Here is an 18044-nt window from a genome sequence, read left to right on the forward strand (position 1 = left end):
TGTTATTCTTCGGACAGGAAACAACTTACAGCAGTTTTTGATCAAACCCACCACAAAAATAAATCCTAAAACAAAGCCCACTATTGCTTTCAGTACTTTTATCTGTGGCACGTTTGATTGCAATTTGCTGTAATTAAGATATTAAACAGATACAACTCTTTACCCAAAATTTTCGGATATCAACTCAAAAATCATACTTAAGTAAGAGGGCAGTAGTAAAGCAACGCCTCTCTTAAGTTCTTTTCAATCTTGTTGGTCGCCAAATATTATGAGTGCGTGCTAGACAAAATGAAGAAAAATTAAAAAATTTACTTTTACCCCGTACCTTGCATCTATATGACTTCACAATCTTCTCACTCTGACAAAATTCTGGTTGTCGATGATTCTCCTGATAACGTGTTTTTGATCAAAACTATTTTGGAGGAAGAAGGTTACACAGTTAGCACCGCAGAAAATGGGATTTCGGCTTTGGCAGAATTAAAAGCTTCTCCTTGTGACTTGGTTCTGCTGGATCTGATGATGCCAGATATGGATGGGTACGAAGTCACCAAGCACATTCGCGGTGATATGAAATTGCCGCAATACATCCCCATACTGCTGATTACTGCCCACGATGCGCCCAACGTCGCCCACGGTTTAGACTTGGGTGCTGATGATTTTATCCGCAAACCTGTAACAGTAGATGAATTGCTGGCACGAGTGCGATCGCTCCTACGTTTGAAGCATAGTATGGATGAACGTGATGAAATTGCCCGCCAGCGAGAAGATTTTGTCTCCCGCCTCACCCACGATTTACGCACTCCTTTAGTAGCTGCCGATCGCATGTTAATGCTATTTCAACAAGGTGCATTGGGAACATTATCAACGCAAATGCAGGAAGTAATCGCCATCATGGCGCGTAGCAATATCAACCTGCTTTCTATGGTCAATACCTTATTGGAAGTTTATCGTTTTGAAGCGGGTCGCAAAAGTTTGGCCTTTCAACCAGTTAATCTGGGCCAATTGCTAGATGAAGTGACTGGAGAATTGTCACCCTTAGCTCAAGATAAAACACTGTCCCTAAATTTGGAAATTACTGAAGAGTCAAGCACAAACACAGTCATGGGCGATCGCTTGGAGTTGCATCGTCTATTTACTAATCTCATAGGGAATGCGATCAAATTTACCGAAGCTGGATCTATTACTATTCGTTTTACTTCTCAAGGCCAGTTCGATAAAAGCAATCAATCTCAGTTCTCTGAAAAATCCAATTCCGTTGACTACATTAGAATTGAGATAGCGGATACTGGCCCAGGTATTCCCCCTGAAGAACAAGCCACCATCTTTGAACGATTTCGCCAAGGCAGTCATAAAAGTTCTGGTAGTGGCTTAGGGCTGTACCTTGCTCGTCGAATTGTCGAGGCACATCAAGGTATTATTCTGCTTAATTCTGAGTTGGGCAAAGGTAGTGTATTTATTGTGCTTCTACCCACCAAAGCATGAAAAAATTAGTAATTATAAATTATGAATTGTAGAGTTTTAATCCTGGCAATTCATGATTTATAACCTTACTACTATGCAGCGATAATTTAAAGTAAAAATTTCAATTAGAAAATCAAACGCTAAAAATTGACAAATCAAATATGCTGAGAGCATAGAATTAGCATTAAATAGTTTTTAATAGGGCAAAACAATGATTACCACTGAATTATCTAACATTGGCAATATTATCCAGACTCAGCGAGATTTTTTTAAAACGGGCAAAACTAAAGATGTAAACTTTCGCATTGAACAGCTGAAAAATCTCAAGCAAGCAATTATTGAGCATGAACAGTCGATAGTCGAGGCATTACAAGCAGATTTACATAAACCAGAAGTAGAAACTTACCTTACAGAAATCAGTGTCATTAAGGATATTGATTACGCCATCAAACATCTTCAAAACTGGAGTAAGCCAAAAAAAGCAGCAGTTTCTTGGGATTTTTTTTCATATTCAGCAAAAATTTATCCAGAACCATTAGGAGTTGTCTTAATTATCGGCCCTTGGAACTATCCATTTCAGTTAATTATCTCACCGTTAGTAGGTGCGATCGCAGCTGGGAATTGTGCAATTATCAAACCTTCAGAAATTGCTTCTCATACGTCTGATGTCATTGCTAAGATTATTGCCAAATATTTTGACCCTGCTTATCTTGCAGTGGTTGAAGGAGGTGTAGAAGCAAGTCAAAAACTACTGGCAGAAAAGTTTGACCATATCTTTTTTACTGGCGGCACAGCTGTCGGCAAAATCATCATGGCAGCAGCAGCAAAATATCTCACACCAGTGACTTTAGAATTGGGTGGTAAAAGTCCTTGTATTGTAGATACTGACATTAATCTTGAACACACCGTCAAACGAATCACTTGGGGCAAATTTATTAATGCTGGACAAACTTGTATCGCACCCGACTATCTTTTAGTTAATAAAACAATCAAAAAAGATTTAATAGATGGTCTAGAAAAATCTTTAAAAGAATTTTATGGTGAGAATCCTGTAAACAGTCCTGATTATGCCCGGATTATTAGTCAAAAACACTTTGAAAGGTTGGTGAATTTTCTCAAAGATGGAAAAGTTGTCATTGGTGGAGAAAATCAACCTTCAGAGCGTTATATTGCCCCAACACTGATTGATAATGTCTCCTTAGAAGATTCTGTAATGCAGGAAGAAATCTTTGGGCCCATTTTACCCATCATTGAATATACTGACATTGCAGAAGCGATCGCCTTGATTAACTCTAGACCTAAACCCTTGGCGTTATACTTATTTTCCCAAAACAAAAACCTACAAAATCGAGTTTTGCAGGAAACTTCATCTGGTGGAGTTTGTATTAACGACACAGTTATGCAGGTTGGTGTCTCGTCTTTGCCATTTGGTGGGGTGGGAGATAGCGGTATTGGCAACTATCACGGCAAAGCTAGTTTTGACACCTTTTCTCATCACAAAAGTGTGTTGCAAAACTCTTTCTGGCTCGATTTAAAATGGCGATACGCTCCATATCAGGGCAAATTGCCGCTAATCAAGAAACTTCTGGGATAAAAAGATTAAAGGGTACAGGTGATAGGGTACAGCTTTTTTCTACTGTAACCTATAACCTGTAACCTATTCCCTTCTGAACTATTAAAATCCAAAAGCGTTACTATAACGCTCCTCAGCCCAAGGTTCACCACGGCGATGGTAGCCATTACGCTCCCAAAAACCAAGTTCTTCAGCAGCTAAAAATTCCAAACCATTGATCCATTTAGCACTTTTCCAAGCGTACAGATGGGGTACAACTAGGCGCATCGGGCCACCATGTTCAGATGGAAGGTCTTCACCAAAGACTTTAAAAGCAAAGAAGTTTTCTTCGCGCAGAAAATCTTCTACAGAAATATTAGTAGTGTAGCCGCCATAGCAGTGTTCCATAACGTGAGCTACTTTCGGGTCTAGTTCAATCAGACCCATGAAATCTGTAACTTTAATGCCAGTCCATTTGACATCAAGCTTAGACCAGCGCGTTACACAGTGGAAGTCTGCTGTAAATTCGTGTTGAGGTAGCGCCATAAAGTCTGACCAGCTAAAAGTGGCAGGTTTTGCCAAACCCCAAACTCGAAACTCCCATTCCTTAATGTTGACTTGGGGAGTTTCACCGTAAGTTAATACGGGAAAACCTTTAGCTAAGTGTTGCCCAGGAGGGACGCGTTCGCTCTCTTCCTTTCCTGGTTTCTGAAAAAATTTTCCTAGCATAGTTAGAGAAAAATAAGTTTTCTCAAGATGTTTACAAGCTTTTTTGCTGAGTTGCCAACAGCACTAGATGTTTGACTCTTTATGATGATTACGCGATCATTACTTAATGAATGATAGGTAATGGGTAATGGATATTCCCAATTACTCACTACCAATTTTTTCGATTTAATGAGCTTGTGTAGAGTCTCTATGATTCATAATGCAATCAGGAAAGCTAAGAAAAAGCATCTATCCAGTGTTAAGAAGTTTGATTGGTGAATTATAGCAATCAAATCTATCGGTGCTGTTCACGCTTTTCCTGACTGGGAAATTATGATTCTTCTTCCTCTTCTTCAGCAGCTGGATATACAAATGTTGAACGTCCAGTCAAAATTGATTTGCCCAAAGACAGGGCTTTCTGAGCTTCGACGACGGCTTTGTGCCTCCAGGTAGCTCGACGTTTATCTCGTTTTGATTTTGAAGTTTTCTTCTTAGGAACAGCCATGTCAGCAGATATCGCAATTCTTGACAACCTTACTATTCTAGGCCATCCAATGACGCGAAGGGCAACAGTAAAGGCAATTAATGAATTGCCCTTACTGAAAATTAGAGCTTCGGCTATTTTTTGGGTAATTCCTGGCTATTTTCCAAGAAAAGTAACGATCGCGCAGTTTTGTAATAGGTTGCCCAATTTTGAGCATCGGGACGCGATCGCCATTGGGGACGGCTGACATCCAATGTCAGGACTGGTGCGATCGCTCCATAATTTTGTACGGATACAATTATTGAAACATCTGTCACCAAGATATCTTGGTCGAAGCTCCTTTGAGCAGCTGCCCTAGCCGCCGCTTCCGCTCTCCTGAGAACGGTTTCATAGTTTTCTTCCGGCAGACGGTCAATAGCTAGATCAACTCTAGCGGTGTAAGCTCGCACAACCTGCGGTGCGAGCGCTTCCATCAAAAACCACGCAGGAACAGTAGATATGAGCAAAACTACTAAAGGAATTATCCGGATTCTTCTGGCAATTTGGCTAATAACTGAAAAGGGAGTGATCGATGATGGTAGGTGAGCAGAAATCTTGCTCATGACCTTCTATCTCCTTAGTGATGATCTTTATATTGAAATTAGGTAAAAGGTATTTTCCGGTCTATAAGCGTAATAAAAATTACATTCTAACTTAAGATTCGCATAGAATCACCTAGACTATAAGACATAGGTTAGCTTTGTTTTTTTGGCAAAGCCAACCGCAATTTTAAGACCAGCAAACAATAACTGACAAATAGCGGGATGGCAAATTACTGGGCGATCGCGATTGGCATCAATCAATATCAGTTATTTCAACCTTTAAGTTTTGCCCAAGCAGATGCTGAGGCACTAGAAGATTTTTTGGTGGCAGAGGCAGGTTTTGTTCCCAACCACCGTCTAGTCATGACAGATACTTCGCCGCCGATTGGGAATAGGTCAACTTACCCGACGAAGGAAAATATTTTGCTGCTACTTGAGGATTTAGCAGCAACAAGTTGGCAACCGGAAGACTATCTGTGGTTATTCTTTAGCGGTTATGGAGTCAACTACAAGGGCAAAGATTATTTAATGCCAGTAGAGGGCAACCCCGAACTAGTACAAGAGACTGGCATAGAATTGCGATCGCTAATGCAAAGTCTCCAACTTGCTGACTTGAATGTATTGCTACTACTCGATATCAACCGCGCTTTTGGCACTCAAGCGGATGCTCCCGTTGGTGAAGAAACAATAGAATTAGCCCAAGAACTACAACTTGCGACAATTCTTTCTTGTCAACCAGAACAATTTTCCCACGAAAGTAGCGAATTAGGTCACGGATTCTTTACAGCAGCTTTGTTAGAAGCTTTACGTTCTGGCAATGGCAACAACTTGGCAGATTTAGAAAGCTACCTAAGCTTGATCGTGCCAAAATTATGTCACCATCACTGGCGTCCTATCCAAAACCCTGCCACGATCATCCCATCAAGGCAGCAAGTAATCTTGCCAAAATTGGCAATGGAAAGTGATTTTCAATCAGAAGCGGTGATTTATCCCGAAGAATCTTTTGCTGTTGCCCTTGCAGCTCCTCCCCTCGACGATTACCCTAAAACTTCAGCAGAACGAGGTAAATGGGGAGAGGCTAATGTGAAATCCTCCCAACAGGTGAAGGCCCAAAAAGTGCAGCAAGGGAGCGGCATAATCTCGCAGCCAATGGCGGAAACTTCTTTGGGAGCGAATACCAGAGGAAGATTTATTCCCAATTCCTCCAAAGGTTATATCTCTCGATTGCCATCAAATCAGCCAAGCCTCCCTTTTTGGAAACAGTTTATCTTGTGGGGCGGAGGCAGCTTACTGGTAGCAGGTTTAATCGCTGTAGTTTTTCTGCGTAATCAAGAAACTTTTAGAATTAAGCAAATATCAAGTACATCACCTAATGCTACTGTTAGCGATCGCCAGATTGTCGAGAATTTACCAAGCAATCGCACTCCAACAGTTAGACTCAAAAACCAATCTAGCGCCCAAATAAACTCTAGTTCCGAGTCGAAAAAGCGGAATCAAGCAGTATTAGACTTGGCAAAAATGTCGCTCAGACAAACTCAGGCTAGCGATTTGAGCATGGCGATCGCAACAGCCCGGAAAATTCGACCCGGTGAACCACTGTACGAACAAGCTCAGGAGAATATTAAGATTTGGAGCCAGATGATTTTAGATTTAGCAGAAGGTCGTGCTAAACAAAGACAGTATGCTAGCGCTATTGCCGCCGCTCGATTAATCACCAAAGATGAGGCTCCTTATGCAAAAGCACAAGCAGCAATTAACCTGTGGCGGTTAGAGGGCAAGCAGTATGTGAGTAACAAAACTCTTTTAGATGCAGCTAATGCCTTAATTAAGCCTGGACAGGCATCTACCTACAATCGAGCGATCGAAGTTGCCAAGAAAGTGCCAGCAGGTGAACCAGGCTTTGATAGTGCCCAAAAGTCGATCAATAAATGGAGTGAGAAAATTTTAGACTTGGCAAAGCGTCGCGCCGCCGAGGGAGAACGTAATGCCGCAATTGCCACCGCAGCTTTAGTGCCAGAGGAGACAACAGCCTACGAAGATGCTCAGGATGCGATTCAAAAATGGCAAAAGAATATAGTAAAAAAATAGTAAAAGAATAGCTAGGAGTTAGGAGTTAGGAGTTATATTATTGATCCCCAGCCTATTACTCCTTACTCATAACTTTTCTTTCAGCACTGGCTTAATGCTGCGCTAAAAGCATTAGCAGTACTGCGATACATCTTCGCCACATTCGTCGGCTAGATAGCACAAAGCTCGGAAACGTAAACTAACCACTTCTTCATATAAGGGGTTGAGCTTGCACATCGGTGGGATGTGAAACAAAGTCTTGCCAAATAATTTGACATCGCGCTCAAAGGGGCACTGAGATGGAATCAGTTTGCACAAACGATGAGCTAGTTGGCGATCGCGGACTTGAATGTTTTCTACCCGTTGCCGTAGGGGTTGGAGAATATCCCAATAAGGCTTGGAAATAGAACGGTTTAGCTGGGTTGCTTTATGGTCACTTGTCTCTGCTTGATTGATTAATACCCAGCTTGCCAGAAAAATCTTTTTTGTGGTATTGTCGAACACCTTCATGCTTAACCCTCTGTGTTATTGAGGCTATTCATCTTTTTGATGAATATATACAACGTGGCAACGAAGTTTCCCGGAAGAATAGCGTTCTGACTGCGATATAATGTAATACCTTATTAGCCACTTAAGTCAGAACCTACTTTATTACTACGTCAAGTTAATCGCAAATTTCTGGGGATCGGTAGTGTAATATTACGATCTTGTTCATAACTTGACACAGTTTAAATTTTAATAAAGACATCCTTCATTGGATAGGTTTTAGTGTAACATTTACAGAACTTAATATAAGGTTTTTCTAGAACTATTTTTTCTAAGTATAAATATCAGTAATATCCTAGAAGACATTTTTCCTCTCCGTGTTCCCACTTTCTCACATAAAAGTGTGTTGTTCGTTGTTGGCTGAATGCTGTTAAAACAAAGAGAATTAACAATTCAAAATTGTACCCTTACAGCGAAGCAAGCTACGTGCAGCGTCTTGTAGAGAAGCGAGTTTCAGACCTTGATTGAAACTGAAGTGTGAGGCTACCCTAACAAAGCGTAACTCTGTAGGCTAATCAGGCTAAATATTAGTGATTTTTCTCCAATTTGGAATTTATAGCATCTTAGGGCTAACTTATCTAGGGTTAGCATTGGGCTACATTCCTGGTTTACGGATGAACCGCGCCACCATTGCTTTGGTCGGTTCTGCCTTTTTAATTGCTTTAGGTGTTCTGAATTTACAGGAGGCATGGCAGGCCATTGATGCCAATACCATCGTGTTTCTATTGAGCATGATGGTAGTTAATGCCAATCTATCTTATGCAGGGTTTTTTCGGCGATCGCTTTCAGTGATATTGAGTATCACTCGCAGTCCTTTAGGTTTGTTGATTGCTTTAACTTTTGGCAGTGGTATTCTTTCGGCCTTTTTTCTCAATGACACTCTGGCGCTAGTTTTTACACCATTAACCTTGAGTTTGACTCAAGCTTTGGGTTTAAATCCGATACCTTATTTACTAGCGATCGCAGGTGCAACTAATATCGGATCGGTAGCAACTTTGAGCGGTAATCCCCAAAATATCCTAATTGGCTCTTTTTCAGGCATCTCCTATCTAGATTTTTTGCGTGTATTGGCCCCAGTTACCCTAGTAGGTTTGGTAATTCAAGTAATATTACTGTTGCTACTTTACCCAGATGTCCGCTCAGTCAAACCTTGCCAACAGGTAACAGTTGGCAACCAACGGATTTTTAAACCCTTATTTAAAAAAACATTAGTCATCACAATTGGGTTACTAATTGCATTTACTGTCGGTTTACCGTTAGGAGAGTCTGCTTTAGTTGCTGCTAGCTTGCTGCTAATCACTCGGCGGATTAAACCGCAACGGATTTTGCAAAAGATCGATTGGAATCTGCTGGTAATGTTTTCTGGATTGTTTATCCTGACACGAGTCACGCAAAAGTTGAATTTACTCCAGCCATTTACCCATGCAATCAACTCTGCTGCGAGTTTTTTGGGTGTAACTGTTGTTTTATCTAACTTAATTTCTAATGTGCCTGCTGTACTTCTGCTGCATCCCCTGGTTCCTCCAGGTGACAGTAAGTATTGGCTATTGTTGGCAGCCGGCTCAACTTTGGCAGGTAATCTAACTTTGTTTGGTTCAGTTGCAAATTTGATAGTTGTAGAAGCTGCTGCTGATTTAGGCTACAAGCTAACTTTTTGGGAACATCTGCGTTTTGGAGCGCCTTTAACAGTGTGTACTTTAGTTCTAGTGTACCTCTGGGTTCATTGAGGATGTGTGGCTTACAGTGTTGAAAAATTCCTACTTATCCCCTTTAGGTTTCTTGCACTTGTCTAACATAATAGCTAGTAACTTATCACGTTCAAGATGTGAACCATCGAAGCCAGTAACTTTTCCAAATGTGTTATCTAAAATCTTCTTTTTCCTTGGTAGATGTGGACATGGATACCCATTTCCCTGGGCTAAATCGCCAGTCCAGAGAACGGCTGGTGTCGATGACCATACCTTGATCTGACAGTCTGGATAGTCTCTCAGGTCTAAACTGCCATCGCTCTCAACAAAGTTTGAGTTTTTTGTGAGTTTATGTGCTAATTCATTAAGGGGACTACTAACGATAGGTGTCTTTGACCAGTTAGAATCAACGCCGCAGTTGCCGCAAAAATGTTTTTTGTGTGGATTTCTAGCAAAGTCACCAAGGTCTAGATGTGGGTGCTGGCATCTGTTACAGTAGAGTGTCCCCAGAGGTAGATTGTTAATCAATGCTTCTAGATATGCTAGTGCTGAAGGTGGAGCAATGACAACTCTTTGTATATTTATCAGTGCATTACCAAATAATGGTGATGATTCACAGGACTTTATCACTACAGATGGGAAGTTACCATCTATACTTTTTTTGCCCTGTAACTGAGGTCTGACATGTACATGAATTAAAAACGCCATCAATATCAGGTTCATCTGTAGTGTTAATTGCAGTTGGTAGCGCCGCCCAAATACCTATTCCTCCTAAATAATCATCTGGATTAATCACCAATGGATTTTTTGTGTAATGCATAGGCTGGGTGGAGTTTGAGCATCTTATACCCTCATCACCTTGAACTGCCTGTTGCAAATCAGCTTTGACACCCCAGTGTACTTGATGGGTGCGACACCACCAACGCTCTGCCCCGTTACGAAACTTGCCACATGGAACTATATCACAGGGGAGAATTACGCCACTACCACTATCTGCCTCTGGGAACTGTCCTATAACTCTTTCACTAAATGGCACGGCATTACCTAAAGTCCTGTCTTCCGCCCACACAACTGCAAACTCTTCAGTCATGTCATTGAGTGGCTTGGCTAGTTCTTGTTCTTCTACCCCCAGTACCTTAATTATTTTATTTTCGCCCTTCTTCTTTTCAGGGCTATAACTCTCCTCAACTAGATGTAAATAAGTAAGATTGTTTTTAAGTACACGCTTAATACGCATATACGACCCTTTGTTTCAACCAGTTTCCGTATGTGAATCATGCCAGAATGAAGGATGCCATCATCAAAATTTACATACTCGTCCAGAGTATTAATTTTTATTGGTGTTTTAATCATAGCGATTGCCTCCAATAAGTATAACTATAAGCAAATAGAAACCACTGCGGCTTCTATACCTATGTTAAAAAACTGTATGTGTATCTACCACAAAAGCGCAAAGACGTTGGAAAAACTCTACGTCTCTGCGCTTCTGCATGAGATTTCTATCTTAAATTCTCTATGATGCTACCTGAGCAGCAGTCCGAGTCCGCCGTCTTCTGCCATCGGCAACTTTCACAGGTGGCTCATCAGGAATTTGCATCAACAAAGTCACAGATGGCTGACATTGCAATTCGCGGCGGATGGAACGTTGCAATTCTCGTTCTAAAGTACCTTGCAATCCACCCCAATCTATATCTGCTGCTTCCCCTTCCGCAGGAGCAAATTCTGTCCAGCGCACAGTGAGGATTTCTTCAATGCGTTGTTTTACCCAAGTTTGTAACAGCGATCGCTCTACACTGGTAACTACACCCCGGAGGTGAGTTTCTGGTTTCGCCAACAGTTTACCATTCCAATCAATGGCAGCTGCGATCGTAATAATGCCTTCTGAAGCCATGCGTTGCCGTTCTTGCAGCACTTTGGCACTTACCATACCCGAACTAGTAGTATCTACCAATTCGATACCAGATGGTACTTTACCACCGACGCGAATCGCATCTTCAGTCAGTTCGACAATATCACCATTCTGAATGATGATCATGTTTTCTGCGGGAATGCCCATACTCTGAGCTGTTTGTGCGTGCTTCACTAGCATCCGATGTTCGCCGTGAAATGGCACAAAGAATTTGGGTCGAGTTAAGGCAATCATCAGTTTTTGTTCTTCCTGACAGCCGTGACCAGAGACGTGAATTCCTTTATCCCGTCCATAGACCACTTTTGCACCTTGAATCATCAATTTATCAATGGTGTTGACTACTGCGATCGTATTTCCGGGAATTGGGTTAGCAGAGAATACTACTGTATCTCCTTCGCGGATTTTAATATGAGGATGTTCTTTGTTGGCAATGCGGGTCATTGCTGCCATCGATTCACCCTGAGAACCTGTAGTGAGAATTAAAACTTTTTCGTCAGGGAGGTTGCGGACTGCGTGCAATGGTTGCAGCAGATTATCATCACACTTGATGTAACCTAAATTCCGAGCATGAGCAATTAAGTTCAGCATGGAACGCCCCACAATGCTTACTACACGGTTTTGCTTCTTGGCGATATCCAAAATCATGTTGATGCGATGGACGCTAGAAGCAAAGGTGGTGACGAATAATCGCCCAGTAGCTTGACTAAATACTCTCTCCAGATTGGGATAAACTGAACGTTCCGAAGGTGTAAATCCTGGTGTCTCGGCGTTAGTGGAATCACTCAGTAAACAAAGAACGCCTTTTTCGCCATGTTCTGCTAGGCGTTGTAAGTCGAACTTTTCACCATCGACTGGGGTGTGGTCAATTTTAAAATCGCCTGTGTGAATGACTATACCCAGGGGAGTATGAATGGCAACAGTGAAACTATCAGCGATGGAGTGAGTATTACGGATATATTCAACTAAAAAGTTTTTGCCAATCCGCACGACATCACGGGGCATAACTTTTCTTAATTCTGTGCGATCGCGCACTCCTGCTTCTTCTAATTTACCCTCTAGCATTGCCATTGCTAGTCTGGGGCCATAAATCACTGGGATATCAAATTGCTTGAGATGAAAAGCAATCCCGCCAATATGGTCTTCATGGCCATGAGTAACGATCATCCCTTTAATTTTGTGGCGATTTTCCCGCAGATAGGTCGTATCTGGCAAAACAATATTTACTCCATGCATCGCCCCTGTGGGAAAAGCCAATCCTGCATCTAACAGGATAATTTCATCTCCATACTCGAAAATACAGGTATTTTTACCGATTTCATGCAAACCGCCCAAAGGAATAATTTTCAAGGCGGAATTGTTAGCTTCGTTTTTAGCCATTTTCTCCTTAGATTGTTACTTGTGGTTAATTAAGTTGATAGTTAACGAACTTGTATTTAAGACAACATCATCTGTCTCTTAAGTGAGTCTGAAAGCAATCAAGTTTTAATTGAAGATTTCAATTTTTTATTCAATAAAATGGACTGTAAACTGAAGGATTCATAGTATATCTATCAGTCCTAACACAGGTTTTTAAATTGCAACTTATGAACAATTATGATCATTGTGTATATGTATCTTGCGCTTAACTAGCTGGTGGCTAGATTAAACTAAGTTCTTTCAGAACCGCTTCTAACTTTTGACTTACTTCTAAATCAGCGTCACATAGAGGTGGACGAGTTGAACCAACCTCCCAACCTTGAAGTTTCAGTGCTTTTTTCACTGGAATGGGATTTGAAGTGAGAAATAAAGCTTTGAACAACGGGAAGAGTTGGAGATGAATGTCGCTGGCTACCTCAATTTTCCCCGCCCTAAAAGCTTGGATCATCTGCTGTAGTTGGTTTCCTACCAGATGAGAAGCCACACTTACTACACCCTTTGCCCCGATCGCTAACAAGGGCAAAGTCATGTAATCATCACCAGAATAGATGTGGAATTCTTTTGGTGTCAAGCGACGAATAACGCTAGCCTGATCTATATTACCAGTGGATTCTTTAATCCCGACAATATTGCTAACCTCAGCTAACCGGGCAACTGTTTCTGGCTGAAGGTTTTGTCCGGTACGACCGGGAACATTATATAACAACAATGGTAAGTCGGGACAGGCTTGTGCTATTGCCTTAAAGTGCGCTTCCAATCCCGCTTGTGGCGGTTTGTTGTAATAAGGAACAACTTGTAAGGAACCATGTACTCCTATTTTAGACGCTTTTTGGGTGGCTGCGATCGCTTCTTTGGTGGAATTTGATCCACAACCTGCGATTACCTTGGCTTTTCCGGCAACAGACTGCAATACCTCGACAAACAACTGGTATTCTTCATCCCAACTGAGTGTTGGAGATTCTCCTGTTGTGCCGCACATCACTAATGTGTCTGTACCGTTGTTAGCTAGATGCGCCGCCAGTTCCGCCGCTACATCATAGTTGACACTCCCATCTGCTTTAAACGGCGTAATCATAGCGGTTAAAACATTGCCAAAATCTCCCACCCTTTTTTCACTCCTGATTACCCATGTTTATATATCTTGGTGGTTCTCTATTGTAATAACCTATCTGCAAATTGCTTTCAAGTGTCATTAGTTATTTGTTGTTTGTCCTACCCTGCGGGAAGCCGCTAGCGCGTCTATGTCATTTGTCACTTTACTAATGATCAATGACTAATGACTAATAGCTAATGGTTTGAGTAGATTTTTCTCTACTAATAACTCGGCGATTTGTACTGCATTCAATGCTGCGCCTTTGCGAATTTGGTCGCCACATAACCATAATTCCAAGCCACAGGGATGAGAAATATCCTGACGAATTCTTCCCACTAAAACTTCATCTTGCCCTGTTGCTTCAATTGGCATCGGAAAATGATTCGTTCCCCAATCTTCTACCAATTTTACTCCAGGGGAGGAATTTAAAATTTCTTTGGCTTCCTTTGCACTAAAGGGAGTCTCAAATTCTAAATTAATGGCTTCTGAGTGGGCGCGGAGTACGGGAACCCGTATACAGGTTGCAGTGATTCTTATTTGCTGCGTACCAAATATTTTTCGGGTTTCGTTGACCATTTTCATTTCTTCCTCACAATAACCCAAATCGTTTAATGGGGAGTTATGTGGGAATAAATTAAACGCCAATGGGTAAGGCAATATTTCGGCAATCGCTGGCTGTCCTTGTAGTATAGCGCTTGTTTGGGTTTTGACTTCTGCCATTGCCCTAGCCCCTGCACCACTAGCAGATTGGTAGGTTGCAGCGACGATGCGTTGCACTGGTTTAACTTTATGCAATGGCCAAACTGCCACAGCCATTAAAATTGTTGTGCAGTTGGGATTAGCAATAATGCCTTGGTGATGCGCTGCGGCTTGGGGATTCACCTCTGGAACTATTAAGGGAACTTCCGGGTTCATCCGAAAGGCACTGGAGTTGTCAATTACCACTGCGCCCCTCTCGACCGCTATTGCTGCCCAAGCTTTGGATGTGGAACCACCTGCACTAGCTAGTACTATATCGACATTTTCAAAGGCGTGATCGCTCACTGGCTCTACTGGTATATTTTCACCTTTAAAGCGCAGCGATCGCCCAACACTCCGCTCTGATGCCAATAACTTCAAGTCAGCAACCGGGAAATTACGACTTTCTAATAATTCCAGCAACTCTGTGCCTACTGCACCAGTCGCTCCCAAAATAGCTAAACGATAGGATCTCGACAAATTTGCTTCCTCCTTTAAGATACTTATCTGCAATTTCTTGGAACAATTGACAATTTAGTTATATATAAATGCGATCGCAGTCTTTAAATAGATTTTGAATAGGTTTAGATTTTTCTCTAATTTAGTTTATTTTTATACACTTAATACATTTATTTTCTTGATTATTTAATAAGTTAAGTCATGTTGCCTTTTACAACAATAGCAATCTGATTTTTTCATCGAATTTAACTATATATTATTATACAACAAACCGCCATTTAGTAGAAAATGGACATATCTGCACTTACACGTTTAACAGGCATCCTACCTGTAAGGCAACAAACGTCTTGGTTACAAAGTTGCTTACCAAGATGATGAATATACTAAAATCTAAAATCGGAATGCATAAAACCACCAGCACACCATAAAACTGAGCTATGTGGTTAAGCCACAGATGCGCTCTCGTACCACAACTTAATAATAGCTAGACTCAATACTATAACTTTAACTTGGGGGTACTAACAACTCGTTGAGAACCAGGATATCACAGCGTTAGCCCACTGAATAATTAATTCCTAACTTTTACGGGAAGTGGGGAGATGAAGGAAGAAAAAACAAGTATGCCCAATGCCCCATTAAGCAAATTGTTATGAAGGTAAAATGTCAAGTCCTTGAACATTGGCAGTAAACTGGATCTTTGCCCCAGGACAAACATCCATCCTTGGATGTCATCAGACCTTTTGGCAAACTCTCATTGCCCATAAGAGACATCACAGCCATAAACGCAAACAATTATTTTATTGCGTCTTGTGTGTACTCAGAGTATAAAATACCAGAAACCTAGAGACGAAGCATGAAAGTCACCCAGGAAAAACTTCCCGCCAGCCAAATTGGCCTGGAAATAGAGATTACGCCGGAAATTACCAAACAAACTTACGAACAGGTCATTAAGAACTTAGCGAGTACTGCCAATATTCCTGGGTTTCGTAAAGGCAAGGTGCCTCGGCCGATATTACTACAACGGCTGGGTACAACTCGAATCAAGGCAGCAGCGCTGGAAGAACTAATTCAAGATGGCATTGAGCAAGCAGTCAAACAAGAAGCCATCCCAGCAATCGGTCAGCCGCAATTGCGCTCCTCTTTTGAGGATTTGATTAATAATTATGAACCGGGAAAACCCCTAACAATTTCGGCTGCTGTCGATGTAGAACCAGAAGTAAATTTAGTTCAGTACACCGATTTGCAAGCTAAAGCTGAAGAAGTTAAGTATGATCCAGAACGAGTAGACGCGAGCCTTGACAAGGAACGTCAAGAATTGGCGACATTGATTCCTGTGGAAGGACGTGCAGCTCAAATCGGCGATATTGCGGTAGTCGATTTTAAAGGTTCATTTGCCAGAACTGAGGGCGAAGACGAAACAGCCGAACTAGAACCGATTCCCGGAGCCGAAGCAACTGATTTTCAAGTTGAGTTGCAGGAAGATAAGTTTATTCCAGGCTTTATTTCAGGAATAGTGGGGATGAATCCTGAAGAAACGAAAGAAATTGCGGCACAGTTCCCAGATCCTTATGCTAATGAAGAATTAGCTGGAAAAGCGGCAACTTTCACCGTGACGCTCAAAGAACTGAAGGAAAAGGAACTACCAGAAGTAAATGACGATTTCGCCCAAGAAATCAGCGATTTTGAAACATTAGAAGAGTTACGCGCTTCTTTGATAGAGCAATATCAAAAAGAGGCGGACGACAAAACAAAAACAAATAAGCAGGAAGCGTTGTTAACGGAACTGCTCAACCATGTAGAAGTTGACTTACCAGCAACCTTGATTGAGAAAGAAGTGGATGCAATGCTAACGCAAACAGCAATGCGGCTGTCTCAGCAGGGATTGGATGTGAGAAAGCTGTTTACTCAAGATATTATTCCTCAATTGCGGGAGCGATCGCGTACTGAGGCTATTGAACGCATCAAACGTTCCTTGTCCTTGCGGGAAGTCAGTAAACGCGAATCTATCGAGGTAACACCAGAAGAAATCGCAGCCAGAGTCACAGAACTTTTGGAACAGTACCCGGAGGAACAAGACGTTGATGAAGATAGACTGCGCTCAATTGTGGAAAACGAACTATTAACCGAAAAAACCATTGATTGGCTATTAGAACATTCCTCAGTTGAACTTGTACCCGAAGGTTCCTTAAGTCCCGCAGAGGAAACGGAAGACGTAGAATCAGATGCTGATACTGATGAACCTCAGACAGAGGAAGAAAACAGCGAAACTTCTACAATAGAAGTCACAGAAGGATAATAAAAAATCCCACAGTCATGAATTCATCAGCTCTGAGTTAAAGTACTGGTGAAATGGGTAAGGTAAGGGGGATGAGGAACCAAGGGGAGAAATAACCAATGCTCAACGCCCAATGCCCAATGCCCAATGACTCAGGGATTAAGTCAGAATAATTAAAGAATTAATGAATTTTCGGCAAATAGTGACATCTGTTATTGCCTGGGCTTGATACTGTGTTACACGAGAGGAAATTATATGAGGCATAATGGTTAACACGTAGCTTATAAAAATTCCATTCGTTGAAAAGGCAGCACCCGTTGCTGAAACATTTGTCCTAAATTATCGTCAAAGAAAGCTTGTATGCTTGAATCGCAGTCAGGAAATTCCCCAATCAGCAACTTAAGTCGAATAAACATTAACTCCCAGTTGAGCAGTCCTAGCAACATCGTACCGATGGTGATAGAACAATCTGGTATGGGAGAAAGAGCTTTCGACATCTACTCCCGCCTGCTGCGAGAGCGGATTATCTTTTTGGGAACGCCAATAGATGATACCGTAGCCAACTCAATTGTGGCTCAGTTGTTATTCCTAGATGCCGAAGACTCAGAAAAAGACATCCAACTGTATGTTAATTCTCCTGGCGGCTCGGTCTACGCAGGGATGGCAATCTATGATACAATACAGCAAATTCGCCCTGATGTTGTTACCATCTGTTTTGGATTAGCCGCGAGCATGGGGGCATTTTTGTTGACAGCAGGAGCTGCCGGTAAGCGAATGTCTCTGCCCGACTCCCGGATTATGATTCACCAACCGCTTGGTGGCGCTCAAGGTCAAGCCATTGACATTGAAATTCAAGCCAGAGAAATTCTTTACGTTAAGGCTAAGTTGAATCAGTTAATGGCTCACCATACTGGTCAACCCTTAGAAAGACTTGAAGCAGATACTGAGCGCGACTTTTTTATGTCGGCAGAAGAGGCAAAAAACTACGGTTTGATTGATCAGGTCATTTCCAGGCAAAATCTTCCCGTAGCAGGGGAAAACGTCACCATTCTGAAATAAGAGGCTGG

At 41.8% G+C, this 18044-nt stretch carries 16 protein-coding genes; 6 read left to right on the plus strand and 10 right to left on the minus strand.

Going from position 1 to position 18044, the window contains the following annotated elements:
- The first annotated feature begins 336 nt into the window (after nucleotides 1–336).
- On the plus strand, nucleotides 337–1482 hold the full coding sequence (locus ANSO36C_RS14770) for an ATP-binding response regulator (RefSeq protein WP_251960138.1): 1146 nt from the start codon (nucleotides 337–339) through the stop codon (nucleotides 1480–1482).
- Between the two features lie 190 nt (nucleotides 1483–1672).
- Complete coding sequence (locus ANSO36C_RS14775) at nucleotides 1673–3055, plus strand: aldehyde dehydrogenase (protein WP_251960139.1); 1383 nt, start codon at nucleotides 1673–1675, stop codon at nucleotides 3053–3055.
- Nucleotides 3056–3136: 81 nt separating this feature from the next.
- On the opposite strand, the gene ANSO36C_RS14780 is transcribed toward ANSO36C_RS14775, so the two are convergent.
- The 3 genes from ANSO36C_RS14780 to ANSO36C_RS14790 all read right to left on the minus strand — a co-directional run bounded on the left by ANSO36C_RS14780 (nucleotide 3137) and on the right by ANSO36C_RS14790 (nucleotide 4807).
- The gene (locus ANSO36C_RS14780) at nucleotides 3137–3742 is read right to left on the minus strand and encodes a sulfite oxidase-like oxidoreductase (RefSeq protein WP_251960140.1); all 606 of its coding nucleotides are present in this window, start codon (nucleotides 3740–3742) and stop codon (nucleotides 3137–3139) included.
- 310 nt (nucleotides 3743–4052) lie between these two features.
- Entirely contained in the window at nucleotides 4053–4226 is a 174-nt protein-coding gene (gene rpmF / locus ANSO36C_RS14785) for a 50S ribosomal protein L32 (protein WP_094328804.1), read from the minus strand.
- 113 nt (nucleotides 4227–4339) lie between these two features.
- A complete protein-coding gene (locus tag ANSO36C_RS14790) occupies nucleotides 4340–4807 on the minus strand; it encodes a hypothetical protein (RefSeq protein WP_251960141.1) in 468 nt (155 codons plus the stop codon).
- 201 nt (nucleotides 4808–5008) lie between these two features.
- On the opposite strand from ANSO36C_RS14790, the gene ANSO36C_RS14795 reads away from it, so the two are divergent.
- On the plus strand, nucleotides 5009–6874 hold the full coding sequence (locus tag ANSO36C_RS14795; RefSeq protein ID WP_251960142.1) for a caspase family protein: 1866 nt from the start codon (nucleotides 5009–5011) through the stop codon (nucleotides 6872–6874).
- Between the two features lie 111 nt (nucleotides 6875–6985).
- Here the strand turns inward: ANSO36C_RS14795 and ANSO36C_RS14800 are convergent, their stop codons facing one another.
- The gene (locus tag ANSO36C_RS14800) at nucleotides 6986–7363 is read right to left on the minus strand and encodes a Mo-dependent nitrogenase C-terminal domain-containing protein (RefSeq protein WP_251960143.1); all 378 of its coding nucleotides are present in this window, start codon (nucleotides 7361–7363) and stop codon (nucleotides 6986–6988) included.
- Between the two features lie 566 nt (nucleotides 7364–7929).
- Between ANSO36C_RS14800 and ANSO36C_RS14805 the strand changes: the two genes are divergently transcribed.
- Nucleotides 7930–9126 (plus strand): anion transporter, encoded by a 1197-nt coding sequence (locus ANSO36C_RS14805; RefSeq protein ID WP_251960144.1) that lies wholly within the window; start codon nucleotides 7930–7932, stop codon nucleotides 9124–9126.
- A 30-nt stretch (nucleotides 9127–9156) separates the two neighbouring features.
- Here ANSO36C_RS14805 and ANSO36C_RS14810 read toward each other — a convergent pair whose 3' ends face one another.
- The 5 genes from ANSO36C_RS14810 to ANSO36C_RS14830 form a co-directional block, all read right to left on the minus strand.
- Complete coding sequence (locus ANSO36C_RS14810; RefSeq protein WP_251960145.1) at nucleotides 9157–9717, minus strand: hypothetical protein; 561 nt, start codon at nucleotides 9715–9717, stop codon at nucleotides 9157–9159.
- Between the two features lie 13 nt (nucleotides 9718–9730).
- Entirely contained in the window at nucleotides 9731–10324 is a 594-nt protein-coding gene (locus ANSO36C_RS14815) for a hypothetical protein (RefSeq protein ID WP_251960146.1), read from the minus strand.
- 276 nt (nucleotides 10325–10600) lie between these two features.
- Nucleotides 10601–12373 (minus strand): ribonuclease J, encoded by a 1773-nt coding sequence (locus tag ANSO36C_RS14820; protein ID WP_251960147.1) that lies wholly within the window; start codon nucleotides 12371–12373, stop codon nucleotides 10601–10603.
- Nucleotides 12374–12632: 259 nt separating this feature from the next.
- A complete protein-coding gene (gene dapA / locus ANSO36C_RS14825) occupies nucleotides 12633–13517 on the minus strand; it encodes a 4-hydroxy-tetrahydrodipicolinate synthase (RefSeq protein ID WP_251960148.1) in 885 nt (294 codons plus the stop codon).
- A gap of 168 nt (nucleotides 13518–13685) precedes the next feature.
- Entirely contained in the window at nucleotides 13686–14723 is a 1038-nt protein-coding gene (locus ANSO36C_RS14830; RefSeq protein ID WP_251960149.1) for an aspartate-semialdehyde dehydrogenase, read from the minus strand.
- Nucleotides 14724–15555: 832 nt separating this feature from the next.
- Between ANSO36C_RS14830 and tig the strand changes: the two genes are divergently transcribed.
- Nucleotides 15556–16998 carry a trigger factor gene (gene tig / locus ANSO36C_RS14835; RefSeq protein WP_251960150.1) on the plus strand — a complete coding sequence of 481 codons (1443 nt, stop codon included), beginning with the start codon at nucleotides 15556–15558 and terminating at the stop codon, nucleotides 16996–16998.
- A 260-nt stretch (nucleotides 16999–17258) separates the two neighbouring features.
- On the opposite strand, the gene ANSO36C_RS14840 is transcribed toward tig, so the two are convergent.
- A complete protein-coding gene (locus ANSO36C_RS14840; protein WP_251960151.1) occupies nucleotides 17259–17423 on the minus strand; it encodes a hypothetical protein in 165 nt (54 codons plus the stop codon).
- Between ANSO36C_RS14840 and clpP the strand changes: the two genes are divergently transcribed.
- On the plus strand, nucleotides 17404–18036 hold the full coding sequence (gene clpP / locus ANSO36C_RS14845) for an ATP-dependent Clp endopeptidase proteolytic subunit ClpP (protein WP_323374603.1): 633 nt from the start codon (nucleotides 17404–17406) through the stop codon (nucleotides 18034–18036). The two genes, ANSO36C_RS14840 and clpP, sit on opposite strands and share 20 nt — an antisense overlap.
- Nucleotides 18037–18044 lie beyond the last annotated feature (8 nt).

This window comes from Nostoc cf. commune SO-36 (genome assembly GCF_023734775.1).
In the GTDB taxonomy this organism is placed as follows: Bacteria; Cyanobacteriota; Cyanobacteriia; order Cyanobacteriales; family Nostocaceae; genus Nostoc; species Nostoc commune_A.

Bases quoted from the DNA above. Each gene is read 5' to 3' on its own strand.
- ANSO36C_RS14770 (WP_251960138.1), top strand. From the start codon at position 337: ATGACTTCACAATCTTCTCACTCTGACAAAATTCTGGTTGTCGATGAT.
- ANSO36C_RS14775 (WP_251960139.1), top strand. From the start codon at position 1,673: ATGATTACCACTGAATTATCTAACATTGGCAATATTATCCAGACTCAG.
- ANSO36C_RS14780 (WP_251960140.1), bottom strand. From the start codon at position 3,742: ATGCTAGGAAAATTTTTTCAGAAACCAGGAAAGGAAGAGAGCGAACGC.
- rpmF (WP_094328804.1), bottom strand. From the start codon at position 4,226: ATGGCTGTTCCTAAGAAGAAAACTTCAAAATCAAAACGAGATAAACGT.
- ANSO36C_RS14790 (WP_251960141.1), bottom strand. From the start codon at position 4,807: ATGAGCAAGATTTCTGCTCACCTACCATCATCGATCACTCCCTTTTCA.
- ANSO36C_RS14795 (WP_251960142.1), top strand. From the start codon at position 5,009: ATGGCAAATTACTGGGCGATCGCGATTGGCATCAATCAATATCAGTTA.
- ANSO36C_RS14800 (WP_251960143.1), bottom strand. From the start codon at position 7,363: ATGAAGGTGTTCGACAATACCACAAAAAAGATTTTTCTGGCAAGCTGG.
- ANSO36C_RS14815 (WP_251960146.1), bottom strand. From the start codon at position 10,324: ATGCGTATTAAGCGTGTACTTAAAAACAATCTTACTTATTTACATCTA.
- ANSO36C_RS14820 (WP_251960147.1), bottom strand. From the start codon at position 12,373: ATGGCTAAAAACGAAGCTAACAATTCCGCCTTGAAAATTATTCCTTTG.
- tig (WP_251960150.1), top strand. From the start codon at position 15,556: ATGAAAGTCACCCAGGAAAAACTTCCCGCCAGCCAAATTGGCCTGGAA.
- ANSO36C_RS14840 (WP_251960151.1), bottom strand. From the start codon at position 17,423: ATGTTGCTAGGACTGCTCAACTGGGAGTTAATGTTTATTCGACTTAAG.